Source organism: Micrococcales bacterium (assembly GCA_009784895.1).
Taxonomy (GTDB): Bacteria; Actinomycetota; Actinomycetes; order Actinomycetales; family WQXJ01; genus WQXJ01.
Genome location: WQXJ01000014.1, coordinates 1 through 21,712, shown reverse-complemented (window position 1 = coordinate 21,712; position 21,712 = coordinate 1). Strand labels below are relative to the sequence as shown.

Sequence of the window (21,712 nt, the reverse complement as noted above, 5' to 3'; positions counted from 1 at the left end):
CAAGGCGACAGGAGGTTGCGCGCCGGGGCAAACCGCAGCGCGCTAGCAAATAATCAGCACCGTTATGGGCACCCGGTCATAATACGCCAAGTCTCCAAGCGGTCAAGGCGAGTGGTTGAGCTGTGGCCCGGCCCACCGGCCCCCAGCAAGTCGCGCATTTGGGGTTGGGCAAGGCGCGATTGGGCTGGTCTCAACCTTAGCTATACGTAGAAACTCCTATTTTCGTAGGGCAGGAGTAACTGTGAACGGCGCCACATTAAGCAACAGACCCTAAATGCGCTAGCGTTGTCTTCGTTTGGCGCAGGGCTTAACTGCCCAGCGCGGAACCGCTCTGCGAACTATCCCCTATATCCCCACCGAGGTGCGATGGGCAAGGAAATGGGGCGGTTCCCCTGGACCGCCTCAAAGTTTGGAGCCATTGCCGTTCTGGCGGCAGTGGGTTTGCTGGTTCAGTCCGGCATGGCCATGGGCGATGCTGGCGACCAGGACGGCACTGACGCCGTCGGCCAGTCCGTTGGTCCTGTCGACAATTCCGCTCCCGCTCCGCCCGAATTGCCGGCGCCCAAACCCAGCAACAGCACCAACCGGATGCCCCCGCCAAGTGCAGTAACACCCAATACCAACAACCAATTTGGTTCGGCTGGTGTCGGTGGGTTGGTTGACCAGCCCTTCCAGATGCCCCCCAGTGGTCTTGGCTGCGATTCGGTGACTAGCCAAGGCGACCTAGACAGGGTTTTGTTCAACATCGAGGCCATGGGTGAAGTCCTGGCCCGGTCAACCTCCCAGTCCACCCAGGTCGAGCTGCGCCAAGCGGTCGATTCCGCCTGGATGGGTGCCGACAGCTCTGGGGCGCGTCAAACCTGCCAAGCCATTGAAGAGCTCTACGCCGCCGCTTTGGCCACCGTGCCAGCCACCGGCGGCGGCTATGGCCAGCGGATGGTTAACCTTGAGGTTGACGGTTACCTCTGCCCGCCGGGACAGGCCAAACCTGCCGAATGCGTAGCCCGGGGACGTCTGCTGCAAAACTCTGACAATCCCGACCAAGTAAACGGGCTGCCGCGCAATGCCAAAGTGGTTTGGCGCTACACCATTACCAACACTGGCCAGTGGGGTGCGCTGCAATTCCAAGGTGGCACGGTCAATGTGGTCAATCCGACCACCGGCGGTCCAATGTGGCAATGTCGCCCAGCGTTGGACCAGGACTCAGGCCCGGACTACGCCAAGGAGTTGGCGGGGGCCTATGGCCTGCCAAAGTGGCTGAAGGCCACGGCTACTGCTGAATTCCCGTCGGTGCCGGTGCTGGCCAACGACGTGGTGCCGCATGGCTACACCGCCTCCTGCCTCAGCCCAACGGCCAGTCAACCAGTCGAAAGCAACGCCCAGTGACCGGGGCCAAGGGCGCAAACGCCTCACGCCGCATGGTCGCTCTGGCGGCCCCAGCCTGGCGCACCAGGCCCCGCTCCACCACAATTCGCCCAGCCAAACCCAGAGCGATCAAACCGGCGGCACCAGTCCTGCCCAGGCCAGCCCAGGACCATGACCTCAGCTCGGTCCCCGTCCCCACCGCGACCGTGGTATCCACCCCACCGCCCCCGGTGGCGGCACCAAACTTGACCTGGCAACCGCCGCCGGTCCCAGAACAAGGCGACCCCTGGGGCGGACTGACCATCGCCACCCGGCATGATGCCCAAATCCAGCAAGCCGCCGCCTTTCGACATCGCCGCACACTCCAGCGCCGTCCCGGCCGGCTGGCCGCGGGCCTAGGAGCCGCCTGTCTGCTGGTGACCGCCCTGGCTGGTGGTTACACCACCAGCGCCCTGTGGAACAATGACACTCACGCCAATGGCTTCACCATCCAGGCCGGTGACCTGGCAGCACGGGCCTGTACCAACGATCCCGTGACGTGGCAGGAAACTACTGCAGATCTAGGCCAGAAAGACGCGAGCCTCCTTAGAGAGGGTCCGGATTTGCCCAGCCTGAAAACCTTCTTGGCCCAGGGTGGGCTCAACAATCCTGACCGTCCAGGCGACTCCCTGGAGATCGACTATTGCGTCGAAACCTACATCGACGGCGACAACCTTGATGTTGACCTGGAACTCACCTGGCAGCCCGGTTGGGATTCATCGCAGCTCCCCCCTGGTGTCAGTGCCACCTACCAGGTCAAGACCTACCGCTGGACTGCCGGTGGCGGACTCGACGAGGTTACGGTGCCGTTGAACGCGGCGGGTACCGTCTTCGAACAGCCGATCGGGACCTCTGGCACCGCTCAGCATGTTTTCCCCGACGCCCGCGGGCCATCCTCCGCTGATCGGTCCGTGCCAACGGATCTGGAATGGCATTTGGTGGTGACTGTTTCCTGGGACAGCCAAACCGGCTTTGATTACGTCGACCCCAGGGCACGGCTACCTATCGCCCAGGATTCCAAGCTTTTGCCCGATCTCACCGTCACCGTCAAGCAGGTGCGTTCCGGTGCGGGGTGGGCACCATGACCGGTCGCAGGTGGGCAGCTCGGGCCGCCGTAGCAGCCCTGTTGCTTGGTGGCACCCTGGGTGTTTCGCAGCTGGCCTCAGGTCTGTGGCAGGACGACACACAACTGGAAGGCGCCAGCGTTGGCCAGGGCCAGGTGGGGTTTTCCGGTTCCCGATACGACGGCTTGGCGCCATATGAAGTGGTGGATAACACCAACAAGGCCGACCCAATTGGGTTTGTAGTGACCGTCGGGGAATTGGACGGCGTCAAAGACACAGGTGTGCCGTTTTACATGCTGGTGACACTGTGGGGTAGGGCCGATGGCAACGTCGGCCTGCAATTCACCATTGATGACACTGCTTTCAATGGCACCGGCGTGATCCTGGGTTGGTACCCGTCGAACGGGACAACGCGCGGCGGATACTGCAAGGACAGTGGGGTACCCGAAGCCACCACCAATGTGCCCCTGGTCTCCACCTCATGGACGGATCGGCGGGACAGCTTCGAATACTGCCTGGAGATCACCAAAGACCCCAACCGGGCAGCCGGTTTTGGCGCCAGCGCCTCGGTCGAGGTTGGCACACCTTTGGGACCACAGCAGGCCCGGGCGGATTGGCCCGCGATTACCCCCCTCGCCGGCTCCGTCGACACGAAAATCTTGGTGAGCCATGAGCTCATCCGGCCGGGCTAACCCGGCCACCCGTATGAAATGCAGGTGGCCGGTGCGGCCCCTGGCACATAACCCAGAAAGGCACAACTCAAATGACAACCGATCGAAACAAGCGCCAACGGCGCGTTAAGGGCCTGATCGCCGGCGCGGCCGGCGCTGCTCTTCTCCTGGCCGGCGGCACCTGGGCTCTCTGGTCGGACTCGGACAGCGTCAACGGTGGCATCATTACCGCCGGCAACCTCGAATTGAGCGCGCCCAGCGATGCCTACTTCTTCGACATTTCCACCAGCGGCACAATTGACCCGACAACAGGCGTCTACACCCCGAGGATCTCGGCAGCTCGTGGAGACCAGACCCACCACCCACGTTGGTTCCTGTCTCAGGCCCTGCTTGGCGGCACGGCCCAGCTGCCCTGCTGGACCCCCTACAACTCGTATTTCCATGACCCCACCACGGAAAACGCTCATGACATCCCCTTTATTGCCGATTGGCATATGGTTCCGGGCGACCGGATTGTGGCGATTTGGCCAATTGAGGTTGCACTTGAGGGTGACAACTTGGTGGCCGAGCTGACGCTCGACGGCCTGCCCGCCCTAAACGCCCTGCCCCCGTATTTCACTGACCCAACTTTCGACGTCTGGGTCGACGGTGACCAGGCTTCGGCGGTTAATGCTGCCGGCCAGCTGGTGGCATTACTGCAGGCGGACAACGAACCCAATGGGACAAACGATCCCGGGATTCCGGTCGTTACCAACACCACGATCACCGGCAATGCCAACGCCTGCGTGGTCCTGGCTGTCACCTTTGATGGGGACACTGTCAAGGACCGGATGCACGCAACCCGGATCCTCGGTGCGCTGCAAAATGTAGACATCACGCTGAAGCAGACGCGCGAACCGGGCATCGGACACTACTTCTGGTGATCCTCTAACTACCAGGTAGCAGCAGTGTCCAGCAACAACGACCTGGCCAGACCCGCCCCAAAGGGCGGGTTCTGGCGTGGTGCCATCGCCGTGATCGGCACAGTGTTGCTGGTATTGCTGTGTGCTCTTGCCGTCACGGTGGTCGCCGTTCCGGCGGCCACCGGCGGCCAGGCCCTGGCGGTTTTGTCTGGTTCCATGGAACCGACCCTCAAGCCGGGTGATCTATTGATTGTCAGCGGCGTTAATGACCCCGACAAGCTGAAGGTGGGCGACATTGTCACCTTCTTGCCAGAGCCTGACGATCCGAGCCTGATCACTCACCGGATCATTGGCTATGGTGACGGCAAAGACGGCAGCTACTTCGTCACCAGGGGGGACAATAACGGGGCTGATGACCCGCCAGTTTACCCAAAACAGATTCGCGGCAAGTTGCTTTTCAAACTGCCCAAACTGGGCTATTTGACCAACTGGGCCGGCGGCGAGAAACGAACCGCCGTGGTCCTGTTTGGCGTTGCCCTAATTGGATATGGCGCCTGGCAATTCTTTGGCCGCCGTCAGGACAGCCGCGGTGACCGTCTTGATGACCAGGCAACACCAACTGGTGCGGACCCAACCAACGCCAATGACCAGGGCCCTGGCGATGCTGCCGCTTCGCCGGGTCAGGCCCGGCCTCAAGCCAATGCCGAACAAGAGGCACCGGTTTTGGTTGGTCAAGGGCCTCCGGCCGCCCCCGCGGAACACGCTGGCCCGCGCCATCGAGCCGGAGGAGACTACTGATGCGCCTCGGCACCCGCCAACTGACCACCCTGGCAGTCGTTGCTCTAACAACCGGACTGGCGATAGCCGGCGGCCTAATTGCGACGGCCGCACCGGCACCGGTTGCGGCCACGCCCAACCCCTCAATCGTCGTGTCTGACTGGGACGGCCCGACAAAAGGTCTGCATTGGCAAGGTATGAGCCGTACGTACGTCGTGATCGACGCCTTCCACGGTCAAGTCACCGCCGTGCCCGGCGACCTAGTCCATCGCACGCTGAACGTTCAGAACTGCGGACCATGTGACGCCACCTTAACGGTGTCAATGATTCGCGCCAGCACCATTACCGCCTTCAACACCAAGAACCACGTCGGTGACCCGTTTGAGGAAATGTCGCTGATCCATTGGGATGTGGCCGGGCAGACCGGTACCATCAGCTTTGCCGATGTGGCCGCAGCTGGCCAAATGGACCTGGCCACCATCCCAATTGCCCTGAACGCCACCGAGCAGGTCAAGCTGGCTTACGACTTCCCCTACGCCATGACCACGGGCAAGCACCTGGGTTCCCCGTCGCAGATCCTGCTCTATGACGTTCAATTCGTCGTTCAGGGCCAACCCTGTTCCGGCCCCACAATCAGTCCCACGACCAGCCCGGGCCCCGGCGGTCCTGGGGGCCCTGGCGGTAAGGGCGCCCTCGCATTCACTGGGTCTGATCCGATGGTCCCCGGCTTGACCGCCGCGGTCCTCCTGTTGACCGGAGTCTTGCTCCTAGCCGCCCGCCGTCGCCGGCGCCGCCAAGACGAGCCGACCGCCTAACCGCGACACTCGAGCGGCGCGCCCACCAGCCTCTTTGCCGCGACACCGAGCATTGACACACTTCTGCCACGACGTCGAGCCTTCGCACAATCCCCCACTGTGTCAAACCTCGGCCTCGCTGGAATGGCATGGCTGACCAGCCTCTTTGCCGCGACACCGAGCATTCACACATCTACCGCGACACCGAGCCTTCGCACAATCCCGCCGCGAAGGCGAACCCACCTCCTAACCGCGACACTCGGGCGGCGCGCCCACCAGCCTCTTTGCCGCGACACTGTGCTTTGGCGCAATCCTGTTGGGGGTCTCGCCATCGGCTGCCATCTCAGAATGTGGACGCCTGGTCCCACTTTCGCTCTGAGCGCCGCTGCCTGACAAACAATGGCGTTGACCCGCCCCTGACCGCGCGATGGAAAGGCATGTGGAATTGAATACCCCCAATACTCGGCGCCAACGGCGTGTCAAAGGCTTTGTCTCGGGCGCGGCCGGTGTGGCTCTTCTGCTGGCTGGCGGCACTTGGGCCCTTTGGTCGGATCAGGCCAGTCTTGGTGGAGGCGTCGTTGCCGCCGGCAACCTCGAGCTGGGTGGCGGTGACGCCCAGCTCTTTGACGTCTCAAGAGGCGGCGCCTACAACATGTGGAACGTCTACCAGGAAAGCTTCTCTCCCAGGGCGGACCAGACCGAAACTGTGATGCATTGGATGGCCGGATCACGCGTCAACGAGGACCAGCTACCCTGCTTTGGCACTGGCCCGCACTGGGGTCACATTCCGGGCGACCGTGATCCGATCTGGCGGCACGGCCATCCGATTGACGACATCAAGGCCTGGAATATGGTTCCCGGCGACCGCGTGACCATTGTTTGGCCACTTGAGGTGGCCCTCCAGGGTGACAACTTGGTGGCCGAGTTGGCTCTGGGTCTACCTAGCCTCAACACCACAAATGGTCTAGACAACATAGAGCTTGCTGTTTGGACAGACGGCATCAAAACCGAGATTCCAACCGACCAAGGCGGCTCGTACTCGATCCTGCTCCAGGCTGACAGCCAACCAGGTGGCAGCAGGGATGTTGATCCAGCCACCGGTCTGGAAATCCCGGTTGTGACCAAGACCAGCTTGGGCGCGGGCGCTGCCGGATACAACGTCTGTGTGGCGCTGGGCGCTCGCTTCGACCCCGACACACAGAACAGGGACCTGGTGTTGACCAAACTGCTGGAGATCCAGGATTCTCCTGTCACTTTGACACAGGTACGGACCCCGGGGATTGGCCACTTTCAGTAAGTAACCCCGCCCGATGACGGTTCCTCCCCCCGCTGGAGGCCTCGCCATCGGCGCCGGTCCCACAATGCGGACGCCCAATTGGCGCTTCGCTGCAAGCTTCGCCACCCAACCCAAAATGGCACCGGCACCCGCCCCACCCCCTCGGTGCCCTACACAGGCGGCCAGTTTGGTCCCTGAACACAAAAATGAAAGGTAAGAAGGAATTGAAAACCCCCAATGCACGGCGCCAGCGCCGCATCAAAGGCCTAGTCGCCATCGCCGCCGGCGCCGCAATACTCACTGCTGGCGGCACTTGGGCCCTTTGGTCGGCCTCAACCACTGTTGGCGGCGGCACCATTACGGCCGGCAATCTGGACATCAGCAGCGCTCACCACGCCTATTTCTATGACATCTCCACTGGCGGCACCGTCGATGCCGGTGGCAACTACACGCCGAGCCAGCCGGCGCCCTCAACACCGGAAAACAGTGGCCGGACCGACCAGACCGAGCCAGTCAAGTTCTTGTTGGCCAACAGTGAGCCTAGTTTGGCCGGCAAGAGGCTTTCTTGTGGCGGCAGCGACTCGAACGTTGACCCAAGCGTTGACCCAACCAACTACCTGGCGCATAGCATTCCCAACATCGATGAGTGGAACATGGTTCCCGGTGACCGGGTCTTGGCCGTGTGGCCGCTCGAGGTGGCTTTGGATGGCGACAACATGGTGGCTGAACTGAAGCTCAACGGCCTGCCTAACCTGAGCGATCCGGCCCTGACGGACCCGGTTTTCTGGCTTCTGATTGATGGCACGCCGGTGCCGGTTGACACCACCGGCCAGCCGGTGGCTCTGCTCCAAGCCGGAAAAGGTTCGGGACCAGATGCCCGTTACGACTATGTCTACCCCAGTGGCGAACTGATCCCAGTTATTGACAGGGCAGCGCTGACCGGGACCGACTTCAACGTCTGCTTCATCATGTCCGTCACCTTTGATGGCAACCACCAGGACAGGGACTACGCCCAGTCGGTGCTTTTGGATCTGGACCAGGTCGTGGCCAGTCTGGAACAAACGCGCGAGCCATTTGTTGGCAACTTCCGCTAGACCCTAGAACTAGAACTTAGGCAGCCCAGCTCACACCAGTGTCCAGCAACAGATCCTTGACCAGGCCCGCCTGCAAAGGCGGGCGCTGGCGGGGCGTCATACCCTCCTTTGGCGCCTTGTTGCTGGCATTGGTGTGTGCGGGTTGGCTGGCCCCTGTTCCGGTGTTGGCGGCCCCGCCGCCAACACCGGTTCCATCCGCGCTGGACGCCCACTGGGATGGGCCCACCATGCACCTGCACTGGTCCGGGTCCTATGAGTACAGCCAGGCGACCAGCTCGTTCCACGGGGAACCGGTGGCCGTTCCCGGTGATGTAATCCACCGCGAGGAAGGCATCACAAACTGTGGGCCTTGCAGCGGGACTCTAACCGTCAGCCTGGTAGGCGCCAAGGCCGATGTCGCCGGCGGCACGGTTAATCACGCGGACGATCCGTTCGACCAGATGTCGCTAATCCGCTGGACGTTGGCCGGGCAGAGCGGCACCATCCGCTTCACAGACCTGGCCTGGCGCAGCCAGTATGACCTGGTCACCATCCCCCTGGGCAAGAACCAGACCGAACAACTCTCGTTGATCTACGAGTTCCCCAAATCCATCACAACCGGCAAGAACCAGGGTCAAGCCTCCAAGATCCTGACCTACGACGTACAAGTAACTCTGCAAGGTGGCGATTGCCCAGAAGCCCGCGGGGACGCCCGCGGAGCTCTCCCTTTTACCGGCTCCAATCTGCTCCTGCCGGGACTCGTCGCACTTGCGGCACTGCTCATAGGCGCGCTCCTCTTGGCCGCCCGGCACAGGCGAAAAGACAAACCGTGAGTCTCAGGCTGCGGAAATTTTCATAGTAGGGATGCGGAAATGTTCCTAATAGAAATGCGGAAATCTTCATAGTAGGGATGCGCAAATCTGCTAGATTGCAGGCATGAGATACACGCGGCGCGCGGTCGATACGACGCTGGATCGCTGGCTGCAGGGACATGCGGCTATTGCCCTAGAAGGGGCGAAAGGTGTGGGCAAGACCGCAACAGCGTCCCAGCGGGCGGCAACCGTGGTTGACCTGTCGATGACCGAACGGCGGGCGGCGGCGCAGGCGAATGAGGATTTACTTGCAGCGCTCCCCGGGCCTGTGTTTGTCGACGAGTGGCAGCTAGTTCCCAGCGTGTGGGACTCCGTCAGGCGGGCAGTCGACGCCGACTGGACACCTGGGCGGTTCATCCTGGCTGGATCAGCCTCAGCAGACCCTGGCGTACGAATCCATTCGGGCGCGGCACGCATTGTGAGCCTTCGGATGCGCCCCATGTCAATCGCCGAGCGCGGATTGGTCAGCCCGACGGTGTCTTTGCGTGAACTCCTTGCCGGCAAAGCCCGGCCAGTGGAGGGCTCCTCGCCTCTCACGCTGAGCGACTACACCGATGAGATCTTGGCTTCGGGGTTTCCGGGCATCCGGCGCTTACCTGACCAGGATTTCCGAGACGACCAGCTTGACACCTACATTGCACGGATCGCCGACCACGAACTACCCGAAAACGGCATCACAGTTCGCAGGTCAAGCGTGTTGCGCTCCTGGCTTGCCGCCTACGCGGCGGCTACAGCAGGCACCGCCTCGTATTCGACGATTCTTGACGCGGCGACGCCCGGAGAGGACAGCAAGCCAACCCGGACCACAGCCGATACCTACCGCGACCACCTCAGCCGCATCTTCATCCTTGAACCACTTCAAGCCTGGCACCCGTCGTTCAACCCGTTGAAAAAGCTGGCAGCCGCACCAAAACACCACCTGGTCGACCCTGCCCTCGCCGCGCGGCTAGTTGGCGTCAAAAAGACCGCCCTGCTCATGGGTGACGGTTCCGCGCCATCGGCCGCCACGGGCACCTGGCTGGGCGCGCTCTTCGAGTCTCTTGTTGTCCAATCCGTTCGGGTCTATGCCGAGGCCCAACGTGCAAGCGTCAGCCACCTTCGCGTTAACAATGGACGCGGGCCACGTGAGGTCGACGTCATAGTGGAGGGTGATGACCGTCGGGTCGTAGCCATCGAGATCAAGCTAGCTGGCACCGTCACCGATCGCGACGTTCGCCACCTTCACTGGCTCCACCAACAAATCAGAGACCGACTAGCCGACAAGATTGTCATCAACACCGGCGCCCACGCGTACCGGCGCTCCGACGGTGTGGCCGTCATTCCACTAGCACTTCTCGGAATGTGAAGGCTACGACGCTAGGCCAGGCGGTGGGTCCAGCCGCGGGTATCTGGGCGCCGGCCGTATTGGATGTCAGTCAGTTCTTGGTAGAGCGACAGCGTTAGCGGCCCAATCTCGCCGCCGCCAACTTCGATCTCGAAGCCTTCACCGGCCAGGCGGCCCACCGGCGTGATCACCGCCGCTGTGCCACAGGCAAAGACCTCACTGACCTCGCCTGAGGCCGCCGCCTCGAGCAGCCAGTCCAGGCGAATGGCTTGTTCTTGGACCTCGACGGAGCGCTCGCAGCACAGCTGGATAATCGATTCGCGGGTAATGCCCGCCAAAATGCAACCGTCCAGCGGCGGGGTCAACACCTGCCCCGCTGCCGTCACCACCATTACGTTCATGCCACCCAGCTCTTCGAGGTGGCTCTCGGTCTCAGCATCTAGGAACAACACCTGGTCGCAGCCGTTGGCCGCTGCCAATTGCTGGCTGACCAGCGAGGCGGCGTAGTTGCCGCCGCATTTGGCCGCACCGGTACCGCCCCTGGCCGCCCGGTGGTGGACGGTGTCAATCCAGATCGAAACCGGCGCCAGGCCGCCGGCAAAATAGGCTCCGACCGGCGAGGCAATTAGCAGGTAGGTCACCTGGCGGGCAGGCCTGACTCCAACAAACGGCTCGGTGGCGAACATGAACGGCCTCAAGTACAGCGAGGTACCGTCGCCACTGGGTGTCCACTCCCCGTCCACCTGCACTAAGGCCTCCAGTGAGGCGACAAATGCGGCCGGATCGAGCACCGGCAAAGCCAAGGCCTGCGCCGAGCGTCCAAAACGTTCGGCGTTAGCCCAGGGCCTAAAGGTTCTAATCGAACCGTCATCCCAGCGGTAGGCCTTGAGGCCTTCAAAGATCTCTTGGGCGTAGTGCAGGACTGCCGCCGCCGGCCAAAGCGAGATCGGTTGGTTCGCTACCACCCGGTGACCACCCCAGCCGCTTTGGCTGTCCCAGTCGACCCTGACCATGTGATCGGTGAAAACTGAGCCGAAGCCTGGGTTGGTCATGACAGCCGCTCGCTCGGCTTGGGGCAGAGGTTTGGCCGTTAGCTCCAGCTCGAAACTGGGGCCGGCGGCAGTAGTTAGCTCTGCCATGTCGTTTCCTCCTAGGGGGCTGAGGTGGCCAAGGTGACCAGTGAATCGCCAACTTCTTCAGTCGAGCGGCTGGCGGTGCCGCGGAAAGCAAGATCGGCCGCAACGGCCTGTTCGACCCGCAGCGCCGCAGCTTGATGGCCCAGATGCCGCAGCATCAGACCAACTGACAGGACGGTGGCGGTTGGATCGGCTTTAGATTGTCCGGCAATATCTGGTGCCGAACCGTGGACTGGTTCGAACATTGAGGGGAAGCGACCCTCGGGGTTGATGTTGCCGGAGGCCGCCAGACCAATGCCGCCCACCACAGCACCGGCCAGGTCGGTCAAAATGTCGCCAAAGAGATTGTCTGTCACAATCACATCGAAGCGGCCCGGGTCGTTGACCATGAAAATTGTGGCCGCATCGACATGCAAATAGTCGACTGTGACCTGCGGATATGCCGGGCTGACCTGCTCAACCAGGCGCTGCCACAAATGTCCGGCGTGAACCAGGACGTTGTGTTTGTGGACCAAAGTGAGCTTTTGGCGCTCACGTTTGGCCGCCAGCTCGAAGGCGTATTCGATAGTGCGCAAGGCGCCAAAGGCAGTGTTGATCGAGACCTCAGTGGCGATCTCGTGTTCCGTGCCGGCCCTGATAGCGCCGCCGTTGCCAACGTACGGTCCTTCAGTGCCCTCCCGTACAACCATGAAGTCAATTGCGCCGGGCTTGTACAAAGGCGATGAGACGCCGTTGTACAACTTAGCCGGCCGCAGGTTAACGTACTGGTCAAGGGCGAAGCGCAGCTTGAGCAGCAAACCGCGTTCGAGCACTCCGCTGGGCACAGTCGGATCGCCGATGGCGCCCAACAAGATGGCCTGGTGCCTGCCGATGGCGGCCAGTTCGTCTGCCGGCAGGGTCTCGCCAGTGGCGTGCCAACGCTTGGCGCCAAGGTCGTATTCAGTCGCCTTGACCTCCAGCGACTCGCGCTCCAAGGCCGCCCGCAACACCCTAAGACCCTGCTCGACTACCTCTGGGCCAATGCCATCCCCGGCTATGACGGCCAGGTCGAGCTGGCTGTTCATTAGGCGCCAGGCCCCTCTTCGAAGTCGTCTTGGACCTTGGACCAGGCGAAAAGCTGGCGCAGCTGCTGGCCCACGGCTTCGATTGGGTGGCTGGCCTGCTCGGAGCGCAGACGCTTGAACTCAGAGCCGCCGGCGTCTTGATCAACCACAAAACGAGTGGCGAAGGCGCCAGAGACCACATCAGCCAAGATGTCTTTCATCCTGGCCTTGACCTGGTCATCAATCACACGCGGACCAGAGACATAGTCGCCGTATTCGGCCGTGTCACTGACCGACCAGCGCATCTTGCCCAAACCGCCTTCGAAAATCAGGTCGACGATCAGCTTGGTTTCGTGCAAGACCTCGAAGTAGGCGATCTCAGGTTGATAACCGGCCTCGACCAAAGTCTCGTAACCAGCCTCAATCAGGTGACTGAGCCCGCCGCATAGCACTGCCTGCTCACCGAACAGATCAGTCTCGGTTTCCTCGGAGAAGGTGGTCTCAATCCCGGCAGCCCTCAGGCCGCCAATGGCCTTGGCATAGGACAACACCTGCGGCCAAGCCTGACCCGTAGCGTCGACCTCGACCGCCACCAGTACCGGCACGCCGCGGCCGTCAGCGAACTCCCGCCTGACCAAATGCCCAGGGCCCTTGGGCGCCACCATGGCGACGTCCACGCCATCGGGCACCTTGATGTAGCCGAAGCGAATGTTGAAGCCGTGGGCAAACATCAAAGTGTTGCCAGCAGCCAGGTTGGGGGCGATCTCGTTGGCGTAGACGTGGCGGGCCACCTGGTCTGGGACCAACATCATGATGACATCGGCCCAGGCGGCTACTTCCCCTGGGGAGTCGACGGTGAAGCCGGCAGCCACGGGCTTGTCGCGGTCGGGAGCCTCGGCGTTTAGGCCAACCCGGACTTCGACGCCGGAATCACGCAGGTTTTGGGCGTGGGCATGGCCCTGTGAGCCGTAGCCGATCACCGCAACCTTGCGTCCTTGAATGATGCTCAGATCCGCGTCATCGTCGTAATACAGCTTTGCCACTGATTTCTCCTTTTAACTGTGTTTTGGTACCTCTAGTTGGATGATTTCTTGTTGGCCCGCTCCGACATGGCTTTCGAGCCGCGGGAAATACCGACGGTGCCGGACTTGACCAGTTCAACCACGCCGTGGGGTTCAAGCAGGGTCAGCATGGCCGCCAGCTTGGATTCGGTGCCGGTGGCCTCAATCACCATCGTCTCGGCCGCCACGTCAACTACGTGAGCTCTGAACAGGTCAACCAATTGGGTCACGGCGGAGCGGCTTTCCGGCGGCGTTTTGACCTTGACCAGCAGCAAATCGCGTTGGACCGAACCTTCTGGTCCTTCCAGCTCAATCACTTTGAGCACGTTGATTAGTTTGTTGAGCTGCTTGGTGACCTGTTCAAGCGGAAGCTGCTCAACATCGACCACCACTGTGATGCGGCTAACCCCGGGTCGTTCGGTCGGTCCAACCGCCAGGGAATTGATGTTGAAGCCGCGGCGGGCAAACAGCCCCGCCACCCTGGCCAGGACGCCGGGTTTGTTTTCAACCAGGACCGAAAGTGTATGTGATGACATGAAGGTGCTCCTTTACTCGCGGTCGAACTCGGGCGCAATGCCGCGGGCGTACTGGATGTCGTCATTTGAGGCGCCGGCCGCCACCATGGGCCAGACCATGGCATCGCGAGAAATGTGGAAGTCAACCAGCACCGGCCGGTCGGTCACGGCCAAGGCCTGTTCAATCACAGTGTCAATTTGGTCATCGCGATCGCAGCGCAGAGCGACAGCGCCCATGGCGTCGGCCAGTTTGACGAAATCTGGAATCATGCGTGTATCCGGGCCGGTATGCAGGTCGGTGTTGGAGTAGCGCGAACCATAAAACAGGGTTTGCCACTGACGCACCATGCCAAGGGATGAGTTGTTCATCAAGGCAACTTTGATGGGAATCGACTCGACTGAGCAGGTCGACAACTCCGCCCCGGTCATTTGGAAACAGCCGTCACCGTCAATCGCCCAAACGGTGCGGTCCGGGTTGGCCACCTGAGCCCCCATAGCCGCTGGCACGCCGTAACCCATGGTGCCCAAGCCACCGGAGTTGAGAAAAGTGCGCGGCGCCTTATGCTCCAAGAACTGGGCCGCCCACATTTGGTGTTGACCAACGCCGGTGGCGAAAATCGAATCGTCCGGGCTGAGCGCGGCGATGCGCTCGACCACCTTCTGGGGCGCCAACATGCCATCACTGGGCTGGTCGTAGCCCTTGGGGTAGCGCTGGCGCAGGTCCTCCAGGAGGCGCCACCAGTCGCCCAGGTCCAGGGGTTTCTCCCAGGCTTCGGCCCGCTGTTTCAACCCAGCCAATACGGCTTTGGCGTCACCGACCAGCGGAACTTGGGCCTTGACCAGTTTGCCAACTTCAGCCGGGTCAATATCAGCGTGGATCACCGTGGCCTCAGGGGCAAAGGTATCCAAACGTCCGGTTAGCCGGTCATCGAAGCGGCAGCCCACGGCCAGGATCAGATCGGCCCGCTGCAACGCCACCACGGCTGGCACAGAACCGTGCATACCGCCCATGCCCAAATAGTTCGGATGGCGGTCCGGCAGAACACCTATCCCCATCAGAGTCGAAACCACAGGTAGGCCGGTGGTGGCGATTAGAGCCTCGAGCTCGGGCCCGGCGCCGGCCCGGATAATGCCGCCACCGGCCAGCACCACCGGTCTGGTGGCACGTGAAAGAACCTCGGCCGCCTCACGCAGCTGTCCAATATGCGGTTTGATAGTGGGCCTGTAACCGGGTAGCGGCGGGCGGCGCGGCTCGTGGTAATCAAACTCCGCCACTTGGGCTGATTTGGTGATGTCGACCAAAACCGGTCCGGGCCGGCCAGTTTTCGCTAAATGAAAAGCGGCGGCAATAGTGTCCGGAATGTCTTCGCTCTCCTTGACCAGGAAGGAGTGTTTGGTCAGCGGCATGGTCGCGCCAACCACATCAGATTCCTGGAAGGCGTCAGTGCCAATGGACCCAGACGGCACCTGGCCAGTAATAGCCACCACGGGAACCGAATCCATATTGGCGTCCGCCAAAGCAGTCATCAAATTAGTGGCACCCGGCCCAGAGGTGGCGATGCAGACGCCAACCCGCCCGGTTGAAGCGGCAAAACCGACTGCGGCGTGCCCGGCGCACTGCTCGTGACGCACCAGAATATGGCGGATCGAGGAGTCAAACAGTGGGTCATAGGTGGGCAGGATCATGCCTCCGGGGATGCCGAAGACTACTTCAACACCGAGCGCCTCGAGGCTTTTGACGATGCCCTCAGCGCCGGTCATGCGCTGCGTTGGCTGCGTTGGTGTCATCTGCTTTCTCCTTCGGATGGGCCAGGCGGACAAGAAAAAACCCCCCGGCCGGCTAGCTTAGGCTGGAGGGCAAGCGCGTGGCGAACCGGCGGCGTTAGACCACGCGCCCGGTAACTACCACGGTCAGTTTTTCCATGGCCGCAATCCTAGAGCCTACAAGCCACAGCCGCGAGCGGCGTCCACAATGTGGACGCCATCTATGAGACGACCTGGTCCGAACTGGCTGAAGAGTATCCTACAAAGGGTGCGAGATGTGGCCAGCTTTTTGATGTCCCAGCCCGTGCTGATCATGATGCTAATGGTCGGTTTGGGCTCGGTTCTGGGCGAGATCCGCATCAAGGGCATCTCCATCGCGGCTGCCGCCGTGCTTTTCGTCGCCATCGGCTTTTCCGCCTGGGCCACCTCAATGGGCCTTGTGATGGAAGCAGGCCAATCCCACCAGGTTGAGATTCTGGGCACCTTTGGCCTGGTCCTGTTCACCTTCACCGTTGGGGTGATTAGCGGATCAAACTTTTTCGCCTCCATACGCGACGGCTGGCGGCCAATCCTGGCCACTCTGGTCATGTTCGTGGCCTGCGCTGGCCTGGCCTTTGGCGGAGGCCGGCTGCTGGGGTTGCCTGGCGGGGTGGCCGCCGGCACCTTCGCCGGGGCGCTAACCAACACCCCGGCCCTGGCCGCGTCCACCGGTGCCCTGCCCCTGGCTGACCAGGCTTTACCCACTGTTGGCTACGCCGTGTCCTACATCTTTGGCGTACTGGGGATGTTGATTGTGGCGCAGATGGCGTTGCGGGTCTCCTCCCGCGACACTGACGCACCGGCCCCGTTGGTTTCGCGCACAATTAGGGTCGAATCAGACTCGCTGCCATCCATCGCCGGCTTAGAGGAACGCTACGAGGGTCGAATCAAATTCGCCCGGGTGCGCCACGGTGAACACCAGCCAATCCTGGCCGCCAGCGAGGATGATGTATTGCGGCGCGATGACCTTGTGACTGTGGTTGGGTCAAAGGATTGCGCCGCTGCGATAACTCGGGAACTGGGTCACTTGTCATCGCACAACCTAGAGCAAGACCGCCGCTATTTGGACTTTAGGCGTATCACCGTGTCCAACCCAATGCTTTCTGGCCGCACCATTGCCGAACTCGACCTAGAGGAACAGTATTCGGCCCGCATCATTCGGGTGCGGCGAGGCGATGTCGACATGGTGGCTCGGGGTTCATTGGTTCTGCAAACCGGTGACCGAGTCCGGGTAACTGCATCACGCGAACGAATGGACGCATTGACGAAATTCTTCGGAGATTCAGTGCGCGGCCTGGCCGATATCAACCCGGTCGGCTTCGCCCTTGGCCTGGCTCTGGGCGTGGGCATTGGCCTGATTCCGGTGCCGATTGGGGCGAACACATTCAAACTCGGTGCGGCCGCCGGCACCTTGATAGTTGGGCTCATTTTTGGGCGGCTACGGCGATGTGGACCAGTTGTCCTAACCATGCCGACCAGCTCGGCCCAAGCCATCTCTGAACTGGGCTTACTGCTGTTCCTGGCCCAGGCCGGCTTGACCGCTGGGACTCAGATTTCCCTAGCCTTTTCTTCCGGTGAATGGTGGCGAATTCTGCTGCTCGGCGCGGTCATCACAAGTGTCATGGGGGCCTCGATGTTCGTTGTGATGCGACAAGTCTTCAAAATTGGCGGAACGCGCCTTTCCGGCATGGTGGCCGGCGTTCAAACCCAACCAGCCGTGCTCTCATTTGCTAACGCCAAGACCAATGCTGACGCCCGGGTTGCACTCGGTTACGCCATGGTCTATCCCTCGGCTATGGTGCTGAAGATCTTACTTGGCCAATTATTGGGTATATTGGCTGTGTAAAGGTGTCTAGGACACGACCAACTAATTAGAACGGGACCTCTTCATGGCGCAACGCGTAGTTGTCGAACTACTCGACGATATTGACCAAACGCCGGCCACATCCACAGTCAACTTTGGACTAGACGGCAAGATCTACACGATAGATCTCAACTCGGACCACGCAGCTGAGTTGCGCGGCCTTTTGGACAAGTACGTGGCGGCCGGGAGGAAGGTAGGCACCCATCGTTCCGCCTTGCGACCCTCCAAGCGCCAGCATGACGATTTTGACCCAGCTGCTGTGCGCGCCTGGGCCTCGTCGAACGGAATCCCGGTTTCAACCCGCGGCCGGGTGCCGGCCAAGGTGGTGGCTAAGTACCACGCCGCCGGCTACTGACGTCCAGCTCACCGGCCCCGGCCCCGTCAGGGGGAACCGGGGCCTTTTTTGCTGGTGCCCGGCCCCAGGTGACCTTTTCTTTTGGGGCCGCACGGCGCGGCATCGGCCCTAGAAAACAAGGCCCGGCTGCCGTTCGGTTGGGACCGCAGCCAAACAACGCTAAGGGTTTTCCACCAATACTGGCCCTTTTTCACAAAAAGGCATATTGTGACCTTGGCGCCAGCGGGCGCCAGAAATTTCAGCACTAACATCCCATATGAAAGGGTTTTCGAGGATGAAAGCACTCGTCTACCACGGGCCTGGTCAGATGGCCTGGGAGACTGTTCCAGATCCAAAACTAGCCGACCCCTTGGACGCCATTGTCCAGATCGACACCACCACAATTTGCGGTTCAGACCTTCACATCTTGAAGGGCGACGTGCCGGAGACCACCGACGGCACCGTCCTGGGCCACGAAGGTGTGGGCACCGTGTTGGAGGTCGGCGATCAAGTTCGTAGCCACAAAGTTGGCGACCGCGTCGTTGTCAGCTGTATGTCCATGTGCGGCACCTGTGAATACTGCCGCAAAGGCCTAACTTCCAAGTGCCAGGTCATGGGCGGCGACTCGTGGCAACTAGGCCACCGCATCAACGGCACTCAAGCGCAGATGGTGCGCACTCCCTTAGCCGATCTCTCCCTGTTCAAGCTCCCAGAGGGCGTCACGGACAACCAGGCCGTGATGTGCTCAGACATTCTGTCAACTGGCTATGAAATTGGCGTGGTCAACGGCGCAGTCGCCGCCGCCCAGTCAGTGGTCGTGATTGGCGCCGGCCCGGTTGGCCTGGCCGCTATGCTGACCGCCCGGTTGCATGGCCCCAAGCAGGTTGTGGCCGTTGATATGGATGACAACCGCCTGGAGAGTGCTAAGGCCGGCTTTGGCGCCAGCCATGCAGTTAATTCCGGCGACCCGGACTGGCAAGCCCAGGTCAAGGCTATTGTCGGGGCCGATGGCGCCGACGTCATGATCGAGGCCGTCGGCATTCCGGTGACCCTCGAAGCCTGCTGGGATCTGGTTAAGCCCGGCGGCCGCGTGGCCAACGTGGGCGTACACGGCGCCCCGGTCTCCTTGCCAATGGAGAAGTTGTGGACAGCCAATGTCGTCATCACTACCGGCCTGGTCAACATGACCACAGGCCCAATGATGCTTGACCTAATTGCCGCCGGCCAACTCAAGGTCGACGCCCTGGCGACTCACCACTTCCCGTTGGACGAGTTCGAACACGCCTATGAAGTCTTTAGCGCCGCAGCCCAAAACCAGGCGCTGAAGATGGTTGTGCACAGGTAACCGTTTTCTTCCTACGTCCGGCGCGGCGTGGACCGGTGAAACATCACCAAAGGTCCACGCCGCGTCGTTTTTCCTGTGGCATTGTGTGGCCATGAAGGCAATTCAGGCGGCCCGGGCCGGTGGGCCCGAGGTCATGGTTTTTACCGACATCCCCATTCCAGAGCCCAAAGGCGGGCAGCTGCTGGTGCGAGTCGAGGCCGCCGGTGTCAACTTCATCGACACTTATCGCCGAGCCGGCGTTTACCAGATGCCCTTTCCACATGTGCCAGGTTGCGAAGGCGCTGGCCTAGTCGAAGGGGCCGGGGTTGATGCCAGCGCCAGGGTTGGCCAGCGGGTAGCTTGGACCGACTCAGTCACTGGCACCTACGCCGAATACGCCCTGGTTGACGCCGACCAGGCGTTTGCCCTGCCAGACGATGTCTCCAGCCAAACCGCTGCCGCCGTGGCGTTGCAAGGCTTGACCGCCGACTATCTGACTGAAGACACCTTCAAGGTTGGCCCAGACCACACCGTGGTGTTGTACGCCGCGGCCGGTGGGGTGGGCCAATTGGTTACCCAAATGGTTCTTGCGGCCGGCGCCAGGCTGATCGCTGTAGTGGGCAGCGCCGCCAAAATCGAGCCGGTGGCCAGGCTCGGGGTTGCCCCAAAGGACATTGTGGTTATGGGCACAATGAAACAGCCCCGCCTGGACCTGCCCGCCCGTGTCGCGGAATTGACAGATGGACAAGGTGCCGATGTGGTTTACGACTCGATTGGCCGCGAGACTTTCAACGCTTCTTTGGCCCTGACCAAACGGCGCGGCCTGGTGGTGTTGTTTGGCGGCAGTTCCGGCCAGGTTGAGCCATTTGATCCTCAAGAGCTCAATTCCCACGGCTCGCTCTACCTAACTCGCCCAAAGCTGAATGACTACGTCAGCGCGCCAGGAGAGTTGGATAGGCGCGCGTCACGCCTACTTGGCCTGGTCAGATCAGGTAGGCTGGCGGTGTCGATCGGCGCGGTTAGACCCCTGAACCAGGCTGTCCAAACCCACCGGGACCTGGAGGCGCGCCAAACAACCGGAAAGACGCTGCTACTACCGTGATCACTTCCCCAAGAATTCGCAAACCCAGAATTGCCCTGGCCGCATTGGCCAGCACTGCGCTAGGGCTAGGCCTTGTTGTCGCGCCCCCGCTGCCCCCAATCGAAGCCCAGGCTGCCCCAGCCAGTTTCAAGATCAGCGGATCCGGCTTTGGCCACGGCGTTGGCATGTCCCAGTGGGGCGCCCAAGCCCAGGCCCTGTCCGGACGCAGCGCGGCCCAAATCCTGGCCTACTACTACACCGGCACCAAAGTGGCGGCCAAGACCAGCGGAAACATCAGGGTTCAGCTGGCAACATCGTCTTCGTCAATCACCTTCACCGGTGGTGCCGGCACCGTCACAGTTGGCGCCACCACTAGGAACGCCGTCAAAGGCGAAGTGGTGAGCTTGTCGGTGTCCGGCTCGAATGTGGTTGCCAGAGGATCAGTTTTTGGCTCGATGACTGGGGCGACGGCCATTTTCAAATGGTCTTCAGGCGGTTATGTAACAGTGGCCGGTGCCGCTTCGAAATCAGGCTACGGTCGTGGCCAGATCGAAGTCACCAACATTGGCGGTAAAACCAACGTAGTAGCCAACTTGCCGCTGGCCCGAGACTACATTTACGGCGTGGCCGAGGTTCCGGCCAGCTGGTCGCCGGCGGCCCTTCAAGCCCAGGCTGTCGCCGCCCGCACCTACGCTTTGCAGCAAAGCCTGAAATCAGCCTGCAACTGTAATGTCTATTCGACCACCCAGTCTCAGGTTTACACCGGACGAGACAAAGAGCTCGAACCTGGTGCCTCGGCCGGCAAGTGGGTGGCCGCGGTCAACGCCACATCAACCTCCTCGACCCAAGGCAACGCCGTGGTCAACTCTTCCGGCGCCTTGGTTACGACCTACTACTACGCCAGTTCGGCCGGCCGGACCGAAAACAACGAAGACGTCTGGGGAGGCACCCCACTGGCCCACACCAGGTCAGTGGCAGATTCCTGGTCCATGAAAACAACCACCCCGGCCAACTACCGTTCGTGGACCGAGACGGTTTCCCAGGCCACCATGGCCAAGGCTTTCGGTTTGCCAGATGTTGCCAAGATTGGTGCTAGCGGCAAGACGGCCGGCGGCTCGCCCCGCCAAATAGTGGCCACCGCTTCCAACGGCAAAACCGCCACACTCAAGACCACCGACTTCCGCTCCAAACTAGGCCTGAAGTCAACCTGGATCCAAATTGCCGCCTACGTTGACCCCGGCCCAGCGCCGGTGACGCCGTTCGGCCAGATCATGGCTTCGCCAGATATGGATCGTGATGGTCGTGGCGAGGTTTTGGGGGTTGACCAGGTGGGGAACTTGTACCGGTATCCCATGATGGCTAACGGCAAACTCGGTGCCCGGGCCCATATTGGT

20 protein-coding genes are annotated in these 21,712 nt (G+C 61.6%); 15 read left to right on the top strand and 5 right to left on the bottom strand.

Going from position 1 to position 21,712, the window contains the following annotated elements; genetic code table 11:
- The first annotated feature begins 378 nt into the window (after positions 1 to 378).
- From FWD29_03970 to FWD29_03925, 10 genes are all read left to right on the top strand, one after another.
- A complete protein-coding gene (locus tag FWD29_03970) occupies positions 379 to 1,386 on the top strand; it encodes a hypothetical protein (GenBank protein ID MCL2803099.1) in 1,008 nt (335 codons plus the stop codon).
- Positions 1,383 to 2,489 carry a hypothetical protein gene (locus tag FWD29_03965; protein ID MCL2803098.1) on the top strand — a complete coding sequence of 369 codons (1,107 nt, stop codon included), beginning with the start codon at positions 1,383 to 1,385 and terminating at the stop codon, positions 2,487 to 2,489. The genes FWD29_03970 and FWD29_03965 overlap by 4 nt, the downstream gene beginning before the upstream one ends.
- Positions 2,486 to 3,160: a hypothetical protein gene (locus FWD29_03960; protein MCL2803097.1), complete on the top strand. Its 675-nt coding sequence runs from the start codon at positions 2,486 to 2,488 to the stop codon at positions 3,158 to 3,160. The genes FWD29_03965 and FWD29_03960 overlap by 4 nt, the downstream gene beginning before the upstream one ends.
- 71 nt (positions 3,161 to 3,231) lie before the next feature.
- Positions 3,232 to 4,062: a SipW-dependent-type signal peptide-containing protein gene (locus tag FWD29_03955; GenBank protein ID MCL2803096.1), complete on the top strand. Its 831-nt coding sequence runs from the start codon at positions 3,232 to 3,234 to the stop codon at positions 4,060 to 4,062.
- A 24-nt stretch (positions 4,063 to 4,086) separates the two neighbouring features.
- Positions 4,087 to 4,839: a signal peptidase I gene (locus FWD29_03950; protein ID MCL2803095.1), complete on the top strand. Its 753-nt coding sequence runs from the start codon at positions 4,087 to 4,089 to the stop codon at positions 4,837 to 4,839.
- Positions 4,839 to 5,633, top strand: a complete 795-nt coding sequence (locus FWD29_03945; protein MCL2803094.1) for a hypothetical protein — start codon at positions 4,839 to 4,841, stop codon at positions 5,631 to 5,633. Before FWD29_03950 ends, FWD29_03945 begins: the two co-directional genes overlap by 1 nt.
- Before the next feature lie 424 nt (positions 5,634 to 6,057).
- The gene (locus tag FWD29_03940) at positions 6,058 to 6,909 is read left to right on the top strand and encodes a SipW-dependent-type signal peptide-containing protein (GenBank protein MCL2803093.1); all 852 of its coding nucleotides are present in this window, start codon (positions 6,058 to 6,060) and stop codon (positions 6,907 to 6,909) included.
- 185 nt (positions 6,910 to 7,094) lie between these two features.
- On the top strand, positions 7,095 to 7,982 hold the full coding sequence (locus FWD29_03935) for a SipW-dependent-type signal peptide-containing protein (protein MCL2803092.1): 888 nt from the start codon (positions 7,095 to 7,097) through the stop codon (positions 7,980 to 7,982).
- Positions 7,983 to 8,020: 38 nt separating this feature from the next.
- A complete protein-coding gene (locus tag FWD29_03930; GenBank protein MCL2803091.1) occupies positions 8,021 to 8,794 on the top strand; it encodes a hypothetical protein in 774 nt (257 codons plus the stop codon).
- A gap of 103 nt (positions 8,795 to 8,897) precedes the next feature.
- Complete coding sequence (locus FWD29_03925; GenBank protein MCL2803090.1) at positions 8,898 to 10,178, top strand: DUF4143 domain-containing protein; 1,281 nt, start codon at positions 8,898 to 8,900, stop codon at positions 10,176 to 10,178.
- An 11-nt stretch (positions 10,179 to 10,189) separates the two neighbouring features.
- On the opposite strand, the gene FWD29_03920 is transcribed toward FWD29_03925, so the two are convergent.
- Genes FWD29_03920 through FWD29_03900 form a run of 5 tightly spaced genes read right to left on the bottom strand, consistent with a single transcriptional unit; the run spans position 10,190 to position 15,700 of the window.
- A complete protein-coding gene (locus tag FWD29_03920) occupies positions 10,190 to 11,296 on the bottom strand; it encodes a branched-chain amino acid aminotransferase (GenBank protein ID MCL2803089.1) in 1,107 nt (368 codons plus the stop codon).
- A gap of 11 nt (positions 11,297 to 11,307) precedes the next feature.
- The gene (locus FWD29_03915; GenBank protein MCL2803088.1) at positions 11,308 to 12,357 is read right to left on the bottom strand and encodes a 3-isopropylmalate dehydrogenase; all 1,050 of its coding nucleotides are present in this window, start codon (positions 12,355 to 12,357) and stop codon (positions 11,308 to 11,310) included.
- Entirely contained in the window at positions 12,357 to 13,379 is a 1,023-nt protein-coding gene (gene ilvC / locus FWD29_03910; protein MCL2803087.1) for a ketol-acid reductoisomerase, read from the bottom strand. The genes FWD29_03915 and ilvC overlap by 1 nt, the downstream gene beginning before the upstream one ends.
- A gap of 32 nt (positions 13,380 to 13,411) precedes the next feature.
- Complete coding sequence (gene ilvN, locus FWD29_03905) at positions 13,412 to 13,933, bottom strand: acetolactate synthase small subunit (GenBank protein MCL2803086.1); 522 nt, start codon at positions 13,931 to 13,933, stop codon at positions 13,412 to 13,414.
- Between the two features lie 12 nt (positions 13,934 to 13,945).
- Positions 13,946 to 15,700 carry an acetolactate synthase large subunit gene (locus FWD29_03900; protein ID MCL2803085.1) on the bottom strand — a complete coding sequence of 585 codons (1,755 nt, stop codon included), beginning with the start codon at positions 15,698 to 15,700 and terminating at the stop codon, positions 13,946 to 13,948.
- A 253-nt stretch (positions 15,701 to 15,953) separates the two neighbouring features.
- Between FWD29_03900 and FWD29_03895 the strand changes: the two genes are divergently transcribed.
- From FWD29_03895 to FWD29_03875, 5 genes are all read left to right on the top strand, one after another.
- Positions 15,954 to 17,561, top strand: a complete 1,608-nt coding sequence (locus FWD29_03895) for a transporter (GenBank protein ID MCL2803084.1) — start codon at positions 15,954 to 15,956, stop codon at positions 17,559 to 17,561.
- A gap of 43 nt (positions 17,562 to 17,604) precedes the next feature.
- On the top strand, positions 17,605 to 17,934 hold the full coding sequence (locus FWD29_03890) for an Lsr2 family protein (GenBank protein ID MCL2803083.1): 330 nt from the start codon (positions 17,605 to 17,607) through the stop codon (positions 17,932 to 17,934).
- A 274-nt stretch (positions 17,935 to 18,208) separates the two neighbouring features.
- Positions 18,209 to 19,258 (top strand): alcohol dehydrogenase catalytic domain-containing protein, encoded by a 1,050-nt coding sequence (locus tag FWD29_03885; GenBank protein ID MCL2803082.1) that lies wholly within the window; start codon positions 18,209 to 18,211, stop codon positions 19,256 to 19,258.
- Between the two features lie 91 nt (positions 19,259 to 19,349).
- A complete protein-coding gene (locus FWD29_03880) occupies positions 19,350 to 20,339 on the top strand; it encodes a quinone oxidoreductase (protein ID MCL2803081.1) in 990 nt (329 codons plus the stop codon).
- A partial coding sequence (locus tag FWD29_03875) for a SpoIID/LytB domain-containing protein (protein MCL2803080.1) occupies positions 20,336 to 21,712 on the top strand: 1,377 nt, incomplete at its 3' end. The genes FWD29_03880 and FWD29_03875, both read left to right, overlap by 4 nt.